This is a genomic window from Gemmatimonadota bacterium (assembly GCA_040388625.1).
Taxonomy (GTDB): domain Bacteria; phylum Gemmatimonadota; class Gemmatimonadetes; order Gemmatimonadales; family Gemmatimonadaceae; genus Fen-1247.
Genome location: JAZKBK010000002.1, coordinates 98139 through 114774, shown reverse-complemented (window position 1 = coordinate 114774; position 16636 = coordinate 98139). Strand labels below are relative to the sequence as shown.

General features: G+C 61.2%; 17 protein-coding genes. 8 read left to right on the top strand and 9 right to left on the bottom strand.

Features of this window, described 5'->3' with window-relative positions; translation table 11 throughout:
- The first annotated feature begins 51 nt into the window (after positions 1-51).
- Positions 52-327, top strand: coding sequence for a DUF3006 domain-containing protein (locus tag V4529_04195; protein MES2357523.1), 276 nt, complete (start codon positions 52-54; stop codon positions 325-327).
- A gap of 21 nt (positions 328-348) precedes the next feature.
- On the opposite strand, the gene V4529_04190 is transcribed toward V4529_04195, so the two are convergent.
- The 5 genes from V4529_04190 to V4529_04170 form a co-directional block, all read right to left on the bottom strand.
- Positions 349-1380 carry an MBL fold metallo-hydrolase gene (locus tag V4529_04190; GenBank protein MES2357522.1) on the bottom strand — a complete coding sequence of 344 codons (1032 nt, stop codon included), beginning with the start codon at positions 1378-1380 and terminating at the stop codon, positions 349-351.
- Positions 1381-1452: 72 nt separating this feature from the next.
- Complete coding sequence (locus V4529_04185; protein MES2357521.1) at positions 1453-2094, bottom strand: cyclase family protein; 642 nt, start codon at positions 2092-2094, stop codon at positions 1453-1455.
- Positions 2095-2120: 26 nt separating this feature from the next.
- The gene (gene tkt / locus V4529_04180) at positions 2121-4130 is read right to left on the bottom strand and encodes a transketolase (protein ID MES2357520.1); all 2010 of its coding nucleotides are present in this window, start codon (positions 4128-4130) and stop codon (positions 2121-2123) included.
- Positions 4131-4187: 57 nt separating this feature from the next.
- Positions 4188-5165 (bottom strand): ring-cleaving dioxygenase, encoded by a 978-nt coding sequence (locus V4529_04175; GenBank protein MES2357519.1) that lies wholly within the window; start codon positions 5163-5165, stop codon positions 4188-4190.
- 78 nt (positions 5166-5243) lie between these two features.
- On the bottom strand, positions 5244-5507 hold the full coding sequence (locus tag V4529_04170) for a hypothetical protein (protein MES2357518.1): 264 nt from the start codon (positions 5505-5507) through the stop codon (positions 5244-5246).
- 34 nt (positions 5508-5541) lie between these two features.
- Here V4529_04170 and V4529_04165 point away from each other — a divergent pair, with 34 nt between their 5' ends.
- Together V4529_04165 and V4529_04160 are read left to right on the top strand one after the other, a co-directional pair.
- On the top strand, positions 5542-6951 hold the full coding sequence (locus tag V4529_04165; protein ID MES2357517.1) for an MATE family efflux transporter: 1410 nt from the start codon (positions 5542-5544) through the stop codon (positions 6949-6951).
- Between the two features lie 37 nt (positions 6952-6988).
- The gene (locus V4529_04160) at positions 6989-8404 is read left to right on the top strand and encodes a hypothetical protein (protein MES2357516.1); all 1416 of its coding nucleotides are present in this window, start codon (positions 6989-6991) and stop codon (positions 8402-8404) included.
- Positions 8405-8415: 11 nt separating this feature from the next.
- On the opposite strand, the gene V4529_04155 is transcribed toward V4529_04160, so the two are convergent.
- Positions 8416-8757, bottom strand: a complete 342-nt coding sequence (locus V4529_04155) for an NIPSNAP family protein (protein ID MES2357515.1) — start codon at positions 8755-8757, stop codon at positions 8416-8418.
- A gap of 324 nt (positions 8758-9081) precedes the next feature.
- Here V4529_04155 and V4529_04150 point away from each other — a divergent pair, with 324 nt between their 5' ends.
- Together V4529_04150 and V4529_04145 are read left to right on the top strand one after the other, a co-directional pair.
- Complete coding sequence (locus V4529_04150; protein ID MES2357514.1) at positions 9082-10476, top strand: pitrilysin family protein; 1395 nt, start codon at positions 9082-9084, stop codon at positions 10474-10476.
- Positions 10473-11852, top strand: a complete 1380-nt coding sequence (locus V4529_04145) for an insulinase family protein (GenBank protein ID MES2357513.1) — start codon at positions 10473-10475, stop codon at positions 11850-11852. Before V4529_04150 ends, V4529_04145 begins: the two co-directional genes overlap by 4 nt.
- A gap of 109 nt (positions 11853-11961) precedes the next feature.
- Here the strand turns inward: V4529_04145 and V4529_04140 are convergent, their stop codons facing one another.
- The 3 genes from V4529_04140 to V4529_04130 all read right to left on the bottom strand — a co-directional run bounded on the left by V4529_04140 (position 11962) and on the right by V4529_04130 (position 13179).
- Complete coding sequence (locus V4529_04140) at positions 11962-12366, bottom strand: type II toxin-antitoxin system VapC family toxin (protein ID MES2357512.1); 405 nt, start codon at positions 12364-12366, stop codon at positions 11962-11964.
- Positions 12363-12614 carry a CopG family transcriptional regulator gene (locus V4529_04135; protein MES2357511.1) on the bottom strand — a complete coding sequence of 84 codons (252 nt, stop codon included), beginning with the start codon at positions 12612-12614 and terminating at the stop codon, positions 12363-12365. Before V4529_04135 ends, V4529_04140 begins: the two co-directional genes overlap by 4 nt.
- Before the next feature lie 139 nt (positions 12615-12753).
- Positions 12754-13179, bottom strand: a complete 426-nt coding sequence (locus V4529_04130) for a DoxX family protein (GenBank protein MES2357510.1) — start codon at positions 13177-13179, stop codon at positions 12754-12756.
- Between the two features lie 71 nt (positions 13180-13250).
- Here V4529_04130 and V4529_04125 point away from each other — a divergent pair, with 71 nt between their 5' ends.
- The 3 genes from V4529_04125 (at position 13251) to V4529_04115 (ending at position 16609) form a co-directional block, all read left to right on the top strand.
- Positions 13251-15050 (top strand): DEAD/DEAH box helicase, encoded by a 1800-nt coding sequence (locus V4529_04125; protein ID MES2357509.1) that lies wholly within the window; start codon positions 13251-13253, stop codon positions 15048-15050.
- 118 nt (positions 15051-15168) lie between these two features.
- On the top strand, positions 15169-15675 hold the full coding sequence (locus V4529_04120) for a hypothetical protein (GenBank protein MES2357508.1): 507 nt from the start codon (positions 15169-15171) through the stop codon (positions 15673-15675).
- Positions 15676-15772: 97 nt separating this feature from the next.
- Positions 15773-16609, top strand: a complete 837-nt coding sequence (locus tag V4529_04115) for an energy transducer TonB (GenBank protein ID MES2357507.1) — start codon at positions 15773-15775, stop codon at positions 16607-16609.
- Positions 16610-16636: the final 27 nt, after the last annotated feature.

The window sequence follows — 16636 nt, the reverse complement described above, 5'->3', positions numbered from 1 at the left end:
TCGATATCTTTCCCCAGAGCATTCGGTATGCCACGTCCGCACGGAGCCCAAATGACCGACTCGAACTCGCCTTCCCCGCCGGCGCACGGCGGATCCAGCAGCACCTGGGTCATCGACCAGATCGAGAACGGCGTAGCTGCCGTCGAAATCAACGGCAATCACGTTGTCACCATGCCGATCGACGTGTTGCCAAAGGGGGTAAACGAAGGCGACGTACTGCGCGTCACGATAGCACAGGATCCAGCGGAGCTGGCGCGACGCCTCGCGAAATCAGCTGCTCAGGTGGCGAAGGGCGGGACCGGCGGCAAGGGTAACATCACCCTCTAGATACTCGATCTTGTTCGGTGATCAACTTTCGCTTCCAGCGCATCCCCGCGCGCTTGCCCTGCGATCGCTCGGCCCGTTCAGGTCCTTGCCCGGCCGAGAAGGTGTGATGGTGTAGCCGCCTCCCGGCACACCTGGCGATTGTATCGTGACCGTGCCGTTCTGATCGGTGCGATACCACTGCACTCCAGCATTGCGGTATTCCGCCTTCGCCTGCTGATGCATGTGACCGTAATCGTTTACCGCACCAAGTGACGCCACCGCCCAGGTCGGCTGAGTAAGCTCCAGATAGCGTGGCGTCACGCCGTTGCAGCTGCCATGATGGTCGGCCTTCAGGACATCGACCTTCATGCCGGGGTTCACCGCGTAGCCCGCCGCCTCGAAGTGCGCGATCGCGGCGTGTTCGGCGTCGCCTGCAATCCACATCGTAAAGGATGCCGAATCCGCACCGACGAGCTTCACGGCGACGGAGCGGTTGTTCGGTTTGGCGGGCGCTGCCAGTGGTCGCATGATGTGCATCGTCGCACCGCCGCGCAGAGTGATCGTGCACATCGCCTCGCCGTCGCCGCACGGGTCATCCGTGCTTCGATACTGCAGGCTGTCAGACTGAACCCGCGAGATGACCGAGTCGCGCAGCCGCGCGAGGGTGGAAGCGGCGGAAGGGTCCTTATCCTCGAAGAAGTACCGGATCCTTATGTGACGGCGCGAATCGAATAGCGGAAGCAGCCCGGTGTAGTGATCGGAGTGTTGATGGGTGAGGATCACGACGTCGATGGTCCTGTTGTTCAACCCGAGCGAATCGAGCAGAAACCCCATCCGGCGAGCATCGGGACCGCCGTCGATCAGGACGCGGCTGTCCCCGTTGTGGATGTACGTCGCATCGCCCTGCCCGACATCGAGATCGCGCACCGTTATCGCGGGAGCGGGCGGATCGTTCACACTGGCGTTGCGCTGAATCATCCCGCCAGCGCCACTGCTACCGCCCATCCCGAACATGCCGTACGCGATGATGCCGAGCAAGGCGAGTGCTGCGGTGGCAATGAGGATTCGGCGCATGAGACAAGAATAAGCGATGAATCGAGCCGTGATCGAAACACTAACGCGGCAGCATCATCGAATGTGGATCGGCTACCCCGTGAACTCGAGCACGGCCCGCACCGGCGCCGCATCCAGTCCCGCTACCTTCATCGGCAGCGCGTCGAGCACATATTCGCCCGGCTCGGCCTCGCGCAGATCCAGATTCTCCAGCACGCATACGCCGCGGTCCAGCAGTTCGTGGTGCACGTCCAGCGTCTTGCTCTCCCGATCGTCCGCGGACGGGCAGTCCATACCAACGAGGACCACGCCACGCGCTACCAGGTTCCGCGCACAATCGACCGACAAACTCGGCCAGCTCTCGGGGAATATGCCACTCGCGATGCTCCGTCCGGTCCTGAGCAGCAGACGTGTCGTCGCAGCGTATCCGCGCGTGCGACGATCGATCTCTTCGATCTCGATATCGGCGGTGAGATCGGTCACGTCCACAACGACAACCCGCCCCCGAAAAGCCGCGATCGCCAGCGATTCAGATCCCGCCGCACCGCGCGTTACGTGCAACGGCGTATCTGCGTGCGTCCCCGCGTGCGGGCTCGATGTCACCGCGCTCACGTTCACGCTCGATCCCTCGTCCATGTTCCACGTCCAGAGACATGAAAACGGCGTGTCGCCCGGCCACACTGGTGTGTCGGGCGACAACATCACCGAGATATCGATCACCCGGCGCTCGCTCACTGTTTCAATCCACGCTCATCGAGCTGTCACTTTCCGAGCAGCGACTTCGCCGTGTTGACGACGTTCTCCGGCGTCAGGTGAAACTCCTTGTACAACTCCTGATACGGCGCTGATGCACCATAATGGTCGAGGCCGATGGCGACGCCGCCCTCGCCGATCCACTTGTACCACGACATCGGCTGTGACGCCTCGATCGAGATGCGCTTGATCCCGGGTGGCAGCACGCTGTCGCGATAGGCCTGATCCTGTTTCGCGAACAGCTCCATGCTCGGCACACTCACGGCGCGTGCGCGAATCCCCTGTTGCGCGAGCGTGTCCTGCGCTTGAAGAATGATCGATACTTCGGATCCGCTCGCCATCAATACGACTTCCGGATCGCCACCGCGAATGTCGGCCAGTACGTATGCACCGCGCGCGACATTGCTCGCAGCGGCGTACCTGGTCCGGTCGATGAACGGCAACTTCTGTCGCGTGAGTATCAGACACACCGGTGTTCCGATCTTGAGCGCTGCACGCCACGCTTCCGCCGTCTCGTTGGCATCGGCGGGGCGGATGACGGTCATGTTCGGGACCGCTCGCAGATTGGACAACTGCTCGATCGGCTGGTGCGTCGGGCCATCCTCACCGAGTCCGATCGAATCGTGCGTGTAAACGTAGATGAGACGCTGGCGCATCATGCACGCGAGTCGCATTGGCGGCCGCATGTAGTCGCTGAATATCAGGAACGTCGCGCCGTACGGGATTATGCCGCCGTAGAGCGCCATCCCGTTCATGACACCGCCCATTCCATGCTCGCGGATTCCGAAATGGAAGTTGCGTCCCTCGTAACTTCCCGGCCCGAAGCTCGGCGCGCCTTTCACTATCGTGTCGGTCGAGCTGGCGAGATCCGCCGAGCCTCCGATCAGCTCCGGGATCTTTGGTGCGATCGCGTTGATCACTGCGCCGGATGCGGATCGCGTTGCGACGTTTCCGGTTTTCGCGTCGAACGTCGGGATCAGATCTTCCCAGCCATCCTTGAGAAGACCGTGTGCGCGTCGCTCGAATTCAGCGCACAGATCCGGGTTCGCCGCCTTCCACTCGTCGTACAGCGTGTTCCACGCAGCCTGTTCGTCCGCACCTGCGAGTCCCGCGCGTCGCCAGAATGCGAGCGCGTCGGGGTCGACATAGAACGGCTCCTGCGACGGAATCCCGAGGTTCTCCTTGGTGAGCTTGACCTCCTCCACGCCTAGTGGAGATCCATGCGCGGCCGAGGTGTCCTGCTTGTTCGGGCTGCCGTAGCCGATGTGCGTGCGCATGATGATGAGCGACGGACGCTCGGTCTCTGCCTTTGCGCGTTTGATGGCCTCGTCCAGCGCATCCAGATTCTTCACGTCGCCGACGAACTGCACGTGCCAGCCGTACCCTTCGAAACGGAGCCGCGTGTCGTCGCTGAAGGTGAGATCGGTGTTGCCTTCGATCGTTATGTGATTGTCATCGTAGAAGCCGATCAACCGACCCAGTTTGTTGTGGCCGGCGAACGATGCGGCTTCGTTCGAGATCCCTTCCATGAGATCACCGTCACTCGCGATGAAATACGTGTAGTGATCGATGATCCGTTGCGCGCGATTGAATACAGCGGACGTGTGTGCTTCCGCGATCGCCATTCCGACTGCATTGCTGAATCCCTGTCCGAGCGGACCGGTCGTCGTTTCGACGCCAGGTGTGTGTCCGTACTCGGGATGTCCGGGTGTCTTGCTGTGCAGCTGACGAAAATTCCTGATGTCGTCGAGCGACAGGTCGTAGCCAGTGAGATAGAAGACGCTGTACAGCAACATCGATGCATGGCCGCACGACAGAATGAATCTGTCACGGTTGGGCCAGTGCGGATCGGTCGGATTGTAGCGCAAGTGGCGCGTCCATAACACGTACGCGAGCGGTGCGAGCGCCATCGGCGTCCCTGGGTGGCCAGAGTCCGCCTTCTGCACTGCATCCATCGCGAGAACGCGAATTGCATCGATGCACGCCTTCTCGAGTTCCACTGGAGTCTTGTCTGTCATCTGTACGTCGCTCTATCTGGTCAAGGATTGATATGCTGCTTGAGGTACTGCGAAATGCTACGCGTTCGGTCCCGGAAGATCGATCGGCAGGTGAATGTTTGGAAGAAGCGCTTCGATCTCGAACCGGCGCGGCTCGAGCCACGCTGGCAGTTTGAGTGCGCGGCCGAGTAGAGGCGCGGGCTCATCGACAGTGAAGCCGGGTCCATCAGTTGCGATTTCGAAGAGCACGCCGCCAGGCTCGCGAAAATAAACCGATTTGAAGTAATCGCGATCGAGAGCCGGCGTCACGTTGTATCCGCCCGCTTCGAGCTCCTCGCGCACATTCAGCTGCGTCCGGTCGTCAGTCGCGCGAAACGCAACATGATGCACCGTTCCGGCGCCCATCACGCCGGGCCACAGTCCAGGAACGATTCTGAGATCAACAATCGAGCCCGGTCTGCTGTCGTCCGACGTATACCGGAAGATGCTTCCCTGTTCACGCGCGAGACGGAATCCGAGCGACGTCGTGAGCAGATCGGCCGTGTGCTGCTGACCGTCCTGCCACAACGTGACCGCGTAAACGCCCCGGATCCGATGTTCCGCTGGGATCTGCGTGTCGGTGTCCGCATCCGCGGGAACCTCACACTGCTCGGCGCGCTGATGCGATACCAGCTCGAGCATCAATCCATCCGGATCCTTGAGTGCGATGACCCGCTCGCCGTCGAAGCGCGTGGAAGGCTGCTCGAAATCGACATGGTGCTTCAGCAACCGTTCGAGCCAGAATCCGACGGATCCCGGTACGATCGCGAACGATGTCACTGCTGCCTGGCCTGCGCCCTGACGTCCGCGGCGCGCATTCGGCCATGGAAAGAAGGTCAGCAGCGTCCCCGGGCGTCCGATCTCATCACCGAAATAGAAGTGATATGTGGTCGGATCGTCGAAGTTTACCGTTCGCTTGACCAGCCTGAGCCCAAGGACTCCTGCGTAGAAGTCGATATTGCGCTGTGGATCGCTGGCGATCGCCGTTACGTGGTGAATCCCTGAGGGAGCGAGCATCTGCTGAAATTTACCCGGTCCGGTGTCCGGGCCCGAACTCGAGGAATGGCGCGGGCGCACCAGCGCCATTCCAACGTGTCACTTCTGGCCGGCGTCGGTCTTCGGGCCCCCGCGAGTCCCACCGTAGCCCGAGCCCTTGTCTTCCTTGCGCCGGGGTGATCCCGCCGCCGGGTTCGCTGCGTCCGCTGGATTTCCACGCTCCGAACGGCCACCAGTGGACTCCTTGCCGGCGCCCAGATTGCCGCCGTCGCCTCCTCCTCCAGTGTTATCGCGCTTCGGCGTACCGGGCTTGCCGACACGCGTTCCGCCGTCGTCGCCGTAGGGATTGTTTTTCGTCGTCATTCATGCCTCCTGGCAGAGCCCGATAGATTGGGCAATGCCCGTGCCCGACGACCGTTCGGTAATCCTCGAATCGCACGAAGAAGGCGTCACTCCGATCACCATCACCGGCGAGTGGGAGCACGCCCGTCTCGTTCGCCAGCCGCTCGCGCGCACGATCATGCGCCTGGGACTGCCAGCGGTGGCGTCCACGCTCCTCATGACGCTGTTCTTCACGGTCGATCTGCTCTGGATCGGCCGCTTTCTGGGCCCCGTCGCGCTCGCCGCCGCGACCGCGAGCGTATTCTGGATCTGGCTCATCATCTCGATCGCCGAGCTGGTGAGCATCGGTCTCACATCACTCGCAGCCCGGCGGCACGGCGAGCGCAATCCTCGAGAGGCGGCGCGCGTCGTGGGTGAGGCGATGGTGTATTCGATCGTACTCGGTTCCGCTGTCGCGCTCTTCGGGACGCTGCTGCTGGATCATCTGTTCGCGGTGATGAACGTCGAGCCGGCGATCGCGGTCCTCGGGCGCCGCTATCTGGGCACGTATCTGCTCGGCGCCCCGCTATTCTTTGGCTTCTTCGCAGTCGACGCGGGATTTCGTGCAAGCGGCGACACGCGAACTCCGCTTGCCATCCTCAGTGTGTCGATCGCGGTAACGATGATCCTCGATCCGATTCTGATACTCGGTCTCGGACCCGCGCCAAAGCTCGGGATCGAAGGCGCCGCCATCGCGACGGCGATAACACGCACACTGGCATTCGGGTTGGGTGTCGTTGTTCTGCACAAACGCCGCATGGTCAGCTTCGGACACGTCCGCCGCACAACGATCGCTGCGATCACACGCGTGGGTCTCCCCACAGCGATGACGGGCGTTGTATTCTCGCTCATCTACATAGTGCTGACACGCAGCATCGCACCATTCGGAACCGCAGCGCTGGCCGCGCTCGGAATCGGTCATCGCGTCGAGAGCTGGCTTTACACCATCAGCCTCGGCTTCGGCGCTGCCGTGGCGGCGATCGTGGGTCAGAACATCGGCGCAGGCGAAATCAGGAGAGCGGAGCACAGCGGCTGGATCACCGTCGGATACGTAATGGTGCCCGCTGTGATACTCAGCATACTGGAGCTCACCATCGCACCCGACTTTGCAGGGATCTTCACGAATGATCCGGCGACGCAGATGATTGGTGCCGAATACCTGCGAATAAGCGCGTTGTCGAACATGTTCCTCGGCGCCGAGATAGTATTGGAAGCGGCGCTGGGCGGGTCGGGCACCACGCTCCCGCCGATGCTTACCTCGACCACGTTGACAGCACTGCGAGTTCCGCTCGCGATCTGGGCTGCGGCACGGTTCGGAATCGTCGGTGTGTGGTGGGTGATCGTGCTGACAGCCGCTGCGCGCGGTCTTGCGATGGCGCTTATCTGGAAGAGCGGGGTATGGAAACGGCGCGCGGCGTTCGCGTGAGGCCGTCAACAACGTCAACAATCACCCTGACCGAGCAATGAAACACACATTCACTGCTGCGCGCGTCACAAACTTCGTCGTCGTCACCATCACCTGCGTGACCACAATCGCGAGCACACTGCCGGCGCAGCTTCCCGATAGCGCGATCGATGCGTTCCACGATGCGACGATGCGCGCAAAGTCGGCGTTGGCGCGCGATGCCGGCAAGCTATGGGGATCGCGGCTCGATTCGGTCCCATGGCTGGGTGTCAGCGGCAAGACGATTCTGCTCACGAGCGCTCCCGTCGATGTGGCCGGATACACTCCAACGCGTGGTGTCTGGGAAGGTCCGCTGCCTGCGACGATAACGCCGTCGAATACGTCGGTGACGTGGGCCGGCCGCCACTGGGCGATGGTACTGCTTCCCGTCTATGGCGACACGCTCGGTGCTGAACGCTTGCTGATCCACGAAGCCATGCACGTGCTGCAGCCGTCGGTGCTGCCGGCACCATCGTACGAAGAGACCGGCTCCGGGTCCGGACTGTTGGACGAAGCCGCTGGCCGCACCTGGCTGCGTCTGGAATGGAAGGCGCTCGCGACGGCTCTGCGCAGCACCGGCGCGCGGCGCGACAGCGCGGTGCACGATGCGCTCCTGTTTCGTGCAGCCCGCTACGCCATTGCTTCGCCCGATGAGATAACGCGCGAGCGAGCGCTGGACGTCAAGGAAGGCATTCCGGAATACACTGGCTGGAAGCTGTCCAACTCACCCCGTGCGTCGTTCATCGCATCGGTGGATTCGGCTCCGACGACGCTTCCGTCGTTCGTTCGCGCCTTCGAGTACTTCACCGGGCCTGCGTACGCGATGCTGCTCGACGACTACACCAACGAGCGCTGGCACCGCTCGCTCAGGAGTAATCCTGATTTGCAGTCGATGATCGCCAGTGCGATTGCGCCGCGGAAGTTCCCGGCCGCATCGCTCGTCCGGACAGCACTCATGGCAACAGCCGGTACGACCGTGTCGCCGGCCGTCACCCAGGCGGCGCACTCACGCGCTCGGATCTACGGCGGTCCCGCGATCGTCGCCGAAGAGAACATCCGATGGGCGAATCGCGAGCGCGAGCTTGCCGCGTACCGTAAGGAATTTCTCGACAGTCCGACCGTGCGACTGCGGCCGCACTCGCTCAACGTGAGCTTCAACCCGCGCGGCCAGGCTTCGCTCGGTGCGTCGGGGACGGTGATGGCGAATCTTGCGTGGAAGAGCGCAGATGGTGCATCGCTTTCCGCACCATCCGGCGCCCTCATCAATCAATCGTGGACCGAGCTGCGCGTATCGCTCGGCGATGTACATCTCGAGCCTGGCGTCGTGAAGCAGACGACTACCATCAACGGCAACGGCTGGACGCTCGTGCTCGCGCCAGGGTGGACGATCAGCGTCGATGGATCTTCCTTTGTCGTCACGCCGCCGGCATCGTAAACGCTACGCGGTCAAGCGCCGCCAAGCGTCGACGGAACGTTGAACGTTCCGTCGACGACTTCGACGAAGTTGCGCTCTTCACGGAGGATGAAGCGCTTGCTCTGCGCCATGAGAAAATTGTCGCGCGATTCCTGATCGGTCCTGAGCCGCGCCTTGTACTTCTCGTACGAGGCGAGACTGTCGAATGCGATGAGGCCCCACCCGATATCGTTCGTGCCTTCGTGTGGAAGAAAGTATCCGATGAGGTGGCCGCCGCATCTCGGGATGATCCGACCCCAGTTTTCGGCGTATGTCTTGAACGCGTCACGCTGGAACGGATCGATCTGGTAGCGGATGAAGCAGGCAATTGTCACTGATGCTCCCGTGTTCTGCGGTGTTGACGGTATGTGCCCGTGAAGCTTCAACAGGGCAAGCATGGCTGCGCCGGTTGCGATTGCTTCCCGCCGGCTGATCGGCTCGGAACATGGTTCGATGGCACGCACACCGGAAAATGTAGAGACACCATCGAGGCGACACTTCGATGCGGATCGAAACGTCGCTGGTGGGTCGATCGCTCGGCAACAGCTCGGTTGCCGCCAACCTGCGCCGACGAGCGGCGGTCGGCGAACGTGCAGAGGTTACCGTGGAGCTGTAGATTTGGCCCATCGAATGGCCAAACCTACCCTTCGGGGGGACGGATGCGGTGTAGTCTCGTGGTCGTCGGCACCTTCGCAGTCGCGTTCAGTTTTTCGGGTATCGGAGTTGCCAGATGCAACGCCCAGCGCGCGACCCTCGATCGGATCATGCACTCCGATACGCTCGACAATGGCTTGCAGGTGATCATCGTCGAGAATCACTCCATACCTATTGTCACGGCAGAGATAGTATTCCGGGCCGGCGCGATGACGCAGGCTGAAGAGGATCAAGGCGTCCCCCACTTGTTCGAGCACATGCTTTTCAGGAGCTATCGCGGAGGACTGGGCGAGCCGTTCAGTTGGGATGCGGCGAAGGAGCGTGCAGCGTACAACGGCGCGACATCCGATGAGGACGTGCTCTACTTTCTCGTCGCCCCCTCGGCGAATACCGACGACGCGCTTGGAACACTTGCGCGCCTGGTGCGCGACGCTCACTTCGAAAATGCAGACTTTCAGCGCGAACGCTTCATCGTAATGAACGAGGCACAACGAGACGCCTCCGACCCGCAGTTCCATCTCGAGCGCGAGACCGACATGCGACTCTGGGGCGACGGTTTCCCGCGCAAGAACGCGATCGGCGACGAAATGAGCCTGATGTCCGTTACCATTCCGCAGCTGACCACGATCTTCAAGCGATATTACGTCCCGAACAACGCGGCGCTGATCGTGTCAGGGGACATCGGTGCTCGCGAAGGCATGGAGATGGCACGGAGCCATTTCGCCGGCTGGAAGCGTCAGGCGAATCCGTTCGCTTCGCATCCGGTTGCCGCCATGCCGGCGCTTGACTCCAGTCGCGCTGTGGTCATATCGGCGAACGTCACCACTATTACGCTCGAAGTCGCCTGGCAGGGACCCAGCGTTTCGACCGACCCGCGAGGAACGTATGCGGCTGACGTTCTATCAGAAATCGTCAACGACGATCAGTCCGGTTTTCACACCCGGCTCGTGGATAGCGGAGTGTTTCAGGAAGTCGCGCTTGAATACAGCACCCGCGCGCACACTGGGCCAATCACCTTCCACGGCGTTACCACGGCGGCCAAGCTTCCCGATGCGCTGACGGCGCTCTACACCGAGCTCGACTACATGGCCGAGCCAAGCTACTTCTCTCCAGCGACAATTGCAGCCGCGACAAAACGCCGCGAGGTTGCCAGCGTGCTTCAGCTTGAAAATGCTCATGGCCTGGCACTCGATCTCGCCGAGACGTGGTCGGTCGCAGGCACCGACTATTTCCGAAGCTACAGTGACAACATGGCGGCGATGACGGAGAACGATCTGCACTCCTACGTAGAACGTTATCTCTTTCACAAGCCGTTCGTGATCGCTGCACTCGTACCGCCCGCCCGCGCTGCGTCCACCGCCACCATTCTCGCCGAGGCCCTCGGGGAAGGCAGACAATGATACCTCGGCCCGGTAACAAGTTGCGCGCGCAAATCATCTCACTGTCGCTTGGCGCGTGCATCGCGTGGCTGTGCGTGGCGTGTGCCAGCGCGCCGCCCGAGAGGGCAATGTCGGTGATCACCGCCGAGGGTCGGCTGGCGCCGCTGGACAGTGTGACGGTTTCGTACGATGTCGCAGGAATTCGTGTGATCCAGCGGCCCAATTACGCGAATGATGCTGTTGCCGTCAATATCTATCTGCTGGGCGGTACGAGACAACTCACAGAGGCTACGCAGGGTGTGGAGTCACTGTTGCTGCACGACGGTGAATACGGTACGCAGAAGTATCCGGGCAGCGACTGGCGTGCCGCATGGGGATTGACGGGAAGCAGGCTCGTGATCGATCCCGAAGCTGACTGGACAGTGTATGGCTTTCGCGGAATTCGCCAGGAATTTGACGCATCCTGGGATGCGTTCGCGGACCGTCTCATGCATCCGACACTTTCCTCGTCCAGTCTCAAGATTTCTCGTGCGCGGCTCGTAGCCGATAGTCGTCTCGAGAGTGACGAGCCGGATGTGTATATCGAGAAACTTGCTGACAGCGTCGCCTTCGCCGGCCAGCCATACGGCCTGAATCCGGATGGTACCGAGGCAACGCTCGCCGCGCTCGACTCCGCGACGATTGCAAAATACGAGGAACAGATCGTCAAGTCGCGATTGCTGCTGGTGGTTGTTGGAAACGTCACGCGCGCGCAAGTCGAAGCCGCAGTCTCGCGGACCCTGGCTGCACTGCCAGCGGGGAATTACACCTGGACGCTCCCGTCCGTGCCCAACGCTTCCAACTCGACCATCAATCTGCGGTCGCGGATCCTGCCGACGAATTATGTCGTGGGAATATTTCGCGGTCCCGACGCAGCATCGCCGTCATCGCCAGCATTTCGCGTCGCCGTGGCGCTTTTGTCGACCGGCATGACGGACGCGATTCGCGAGGAGCGCGGGCTCAGCTATGCGGCGAACGCCATATGGATCGAGCGCGGCGCTACCGCCGGTGCCATCTACGTATCGACTGCCGCGCCGACCACCGTACTGCCGTTGATATCGAAGCAGATGGATGATATCCGTCACATCCCTGGCCCTGTAAACCTCCACAATTTCACGGATCAGTTCATCGTCGAGTATTTCGCGGATAACATGACGAATGCCGGGCAGGCTGACTTTCTGGCACGTGCGCAGCTATATCAGGGCGACTATCGAAAGGCGAGTCAGGCCATGGAGGACTTGCGCCACGTGTCGTCCGATGACGTCCGTGACGTGGCGACAAGATATTTCAATCACATCCACTTCGTGTATCTTGGCGACACGACCCGCGTGGATCGCAAAGCGTTCGCCGGATTCTGAAGTCCGGCGAGATCCGACGGGTAAACGGAATTCGGACGGCAGCCGCAATCCACCGACGGCCTCGGCTGGCCGATTCAGTATCACCCTCAGCCGCCGAGCGGGTTTCTGATCACGCTGTTGGTTGCCGTCTCACGATTCCCATTATGCGATCGAAGTCGCGATCGTAGCTGCACACCGCTTCCATTCCTTCGACCATTACCACCGCTGCGTGAAGCGCATCCCGCGCCATCAGCCGCGGGTCCGCGTCGAGTATCCTGCGTGCACGGTCCATGATGGCAGCAGTCACTGGCAGCACGTTTGGAAAGAGCTGGCGAGTGAGATCGTAAACGCGTCGTCCATCGTTCCATTGCTTGATTGCGCGGTACCGATGGAGAATCTCCTGCAGCACTTGAGCGTCGATCGTTGCTTCGACTTCGCCGCTTGCTATGCGCTCGAGCAGCGACACGCTCGGCAGCTTATGCGGATGGTCGGCGCCAGCTGCATACATGATTACGCTGGTGTCCACGAGGATCATGGCAGGCTGTCTCCCGGATCGGGTTGGGACTCCTGCTTCATGGACGACGGTGTGCCAACCGGCAGATGCATTGCGCCAAGCGCGCGTACGGCTTCGCTTCGCTCGGGGCTGCCGGCAATCCCGTAGTGCGCCTCGCATGCCTCGCGCACCAGCTCGCCCAGGCTCACATGTCTTTTTGCCGCCAATGACGTGAGGCGGCGGTGCAGCTCCGGGGAAAAAAGGATGGTGGTCTTTTTAGAAAGCTCCATATACACCTCCATATATGGAGAATCTAATCAACTGCGACGAGCGTTTGCGATTCCAGGCGAGCTGTCCGAATCGATACGTACCCCCGGGGCGCGGGTTCAGCCGCGCCCTAGGCCTACTCAGGCGGGGTCGATTTTAGTATCAGATAGTTACCAAATGCGACGTCCCCAACAACCACATCGCGACCAGCGCCAGCAGGAAGTAAGGCACCAGCACCGCTGCACCGGCGTAATCCTTGGCGACCCTCTGGCCGAAGAACAGCGCACAGAGTGATATCCCGGACAGTACTGCCCCCCAGAACGCCACGTCTGGAACGTGCATGAACACGATCATCAGGAAGCCGATGCCGCTCAACAGCCCGGACAGGGTTTCCAGAATCGTCATGGTCAGAAACATCGGTCCGACGGTCTTCGCGAGCGGGCTCTTTGCGAAGTGGCCGGTCAGGAAATCGAGGTTTCCGCGTCGGTCCACGATCTTGTCTATCCCTGATTGCAAAAAGAGAATCGCCAGGAACAGTGACGCGAGTGCCTGCAGGAGCCAGTAAGTCAGCGTGTCGAAAGGATGCATGAGGCTTGAGAATACGCAGGGGCTGCCGTCAGTCAACAGGTGGAGGAGATATTGCAGGTTTAGATTGAACGATGCCTACCCGTGTCACCAACGAGAACACCCCCGACCTTGCAGCCGAGGATGAAACGCAAGCAACCGGCAAGTCCGACGAAGCCGGCGCCTCCGGATTCGCCGCGCTTGGATTGGATCCTTCCATCCTCGCAGCACTGACCGCACTTGGATACGAGGAACCGACCCCGATCCAGACGGAAACGATTCCGGCTCTCATTGCCGGCAAGGACGTCCTTGGCCAGGCCGCGACCGGAACCGGGAAGACAGCCGCATTCTCGCTCCCGATCCTCCAACGCCTGCACGAGTCACACCGGAAGCCTGGAAGCGGCCCATATGCACTGATCCTCGCTCCGACTCGCGAGCTGGCGATGCAGGTCGCCGAAGCCATTCACAAGTACGGGAAGGCAATGGGTGTCTCGGTGCTGCCGGTGTATGGCGGTGCAGCGATGACGCAGCAGCTCAAGGCGCTCAAGCGCGGCGTCGACATCGTGGTCGCGACGCCAGGCCGCGCGCTCGATCACATCCGCCGCAAGTCGCTGCAGCTTGGTTCCGTGCGCACCGTGGTGCTCGATGAGGCAGACGAGATGCTCGACATGGGATTCGCCGAGGATCTCGAAGCTATTCTGAGCGAGACGCCTGCCGATCGACAGACAGCGCTGTTCTCGGCGACTATCGCACCACGCATCGCCGCAATCGCGAACAAGCATCTCAAGAATCCCGTCCGTGTAACCATCGCGCGTGACAAGACCAAGGCTGGCTCAGTTCCACGCGTCCGCCAGATGGCCTACATCGTTCCACGCGTTCACAAGATGACCACGCTCGGCCGCGTGCTCGACATGGAAAGCCCCAGGTCGGCGCTGGTGTTCTGTCGCACGCGCACCGAAGTGGATCAGGTCGCCGAGACGCTCAACTCGCGCGGATATCGTGCGGAAGCGTTGCACGGTGGAATGTCGCAGGAGCAGCGCGACAGGGTGATGAAGAAGTTCCGCGCCAACACTGCAGATCTGCTGATCGCGACCGACGTCGCGGCGCGCGGACTGGACATCGGACAGCTATCGCACGTCTTTAATTACGACGTTCCAACTTCGCCTGATGCGTACGTGCATCGTATTGGACGCACCGGACGAGCCGGACGCGAGGGCGTTGCGGTGACGCTCGCCGAGCCGCGCGAGCACCGCTTTTTGCGCAACATCGAGAACATCACCAAACAGAAGATCGAGATCGCGACAGTTCCGACCGTCGCCGACATGCGCGTGCGGCGTGTCGAGCTGACGCGTGCAACGTTGCAGGAAATTCTGATTGGCGACGATTTGGACGAGTACCGCGGAGTTGTCGAGTCGTTGGCGGATGGCGACTACGACGTGATGGACATTGCAGCGGCCGCGGTCAAGATGGCGCACGAAGCGAGCGGAAACGACAAGCACGAAGCGGAAGAAGAAATTCCGGTTCAGCGCCCGCCGGCGCAGCGCTCCTCGGCGCCGCACGATCGCCCAAAGGATCGTTCAGAGGATCGTCCGAAGCGTGAAGGCAAGCCACCACGTACGGTAGCAGGCACCAAGCGCAAACCCGGCTGGGAAGTCGCGAAGATATACATCGGTGCAGGGCGCAAGGCCAAGATCCGTCCCGGCGACATTGTCGGCGCAATAGCGAACGAGCTGCAGCTCGACGCAGACGTTATCGGTGCCATCGAGATTTACGATCGGTTCTCGCTTGTCGAAGTCCCCGATGAGATTGCGGATGACATCGTCGACACCTTGCGCACGACGCACATCAAGGGGAAACGCGTACCGATCCGACGCGACAAGGACGTAGTGGCGTAGCCGATCGCGACCATCCGTCGCGCGTTCACAGGCTAGAACGAGCATCTGGCCGCTCAGAAGGTGCGATTTCGACTCTCGTTGCACATCTTCATCGTGACCTGGAGAACCGGATATGCTGATGCGATTCCGTTCTGCTGATTACCCTGGAGGTCGGCGGCCAGCGCATGGACTCGCGGCTGCTCTGCTCGCGCTCCTGGTTGTCGCGTGTTCGAGCTCTTCGATCACCGTCCCGCGACCGGCGCCCAGCTTCAGCGTGCAAACGGTGTCGCCAGCCGAGGCGCAGTCGCTGCCACGCGTTACGGCGAGAGGTGACGTCGCCAGCGTCGTCGTAGCCGGCGTCGTCGTTGCACCCGACCCTCCCTGCGCGACTACAGTTTCAGCCGACGACAATCTCAGCGGAACCACGCTGACAGTGCGGATTATCACGATGGTCCCGGGACCGGGAGCCGGCACGTGCGCAGTGGCGCAGGACGGGCCGAACTACAGCTACATCGAAAGGTCGCTCGACGTCCCTGCCGGTACCATACGAGTCGTGGTGAAGTACGTGGTGACGGGCGGTCAGACAGGGTCGAACGCTACGAATGCAGGTTCGGTCGTTCTGGATCAGAGCGTCACGGTTCCGTAGCGCAATAGTGACGCAATCCGTCAGCAACAGTGAATCCCTCGCGTACTCGGCCAGGACGTGTATCTTTTGCGGCCTGAACCCACCTCTGGAATCACTGATGAGAGACCGGTCTGTCGGAGCCCTGTTCCTGATCACCGTTGTGTTCCTGAGTACGATCTCGCAGTCTCATCCTGCCCAGGCACAGGCCAGCACCGACGCCACGGTGCCGCGCGTCTATTCCGCGAGTGAAGTCGATACACACGCAAAACAAATTGGAGATGGAACGGAGCCGTTGTATCCGGACTCGCTCCGTCCATTGGGAATAGACGGCAAGGTATTGGCTCAATTCGTCGTCGACACGACAGGGCTCGTCGATACGACGTCAATCCTGACGGAAGCCTACGGCCAACCTCTCTTCGCAGCGTCAGTGCGACGGGCTCTGACGACGATGCATTTCGTCGTTGCACAGAAATCCGGTCATAAGGTCGCCGAAGAGATCGAACAGTCTTTTCTTTTTCACAAGGAAGATCCCGCGCCACCTGTTCCGCAAAGTGCCGTTTCCCGACTTGTGGATTCGATGATTCAGACGGGCGGATACAAGCGGCTGGGAGGGCCTGCGGAGTTTGCACCCGGAAGTGAGGTGCCGAGGTACCCCACGTCGCTCGTACGCGCCGGCCTCGCTGCGATCGTGTACACGACGTTCGTGATCGACACGACGGGCAAGATCGATCCAACGACGTTCAAGGTCACTTCGGTGAAGACGTGGCGGGACCGCCCCGCACCGTATCATGACGTCCTGACAGGTCCCGACATTGACGATGTCGCACCTGAACAGGCATTCACGCAAGCGGTACTCGCCCAGGTCCCGCACATGCGTTTCATTCCTGCACGAATAAATGGTAGAAACGTCAGGCAGCTCGTAACGCAGCCGTTCACATTCACCATATTGCCGTGAGGTGGCCGGTTACGCACGTCTAGTGTC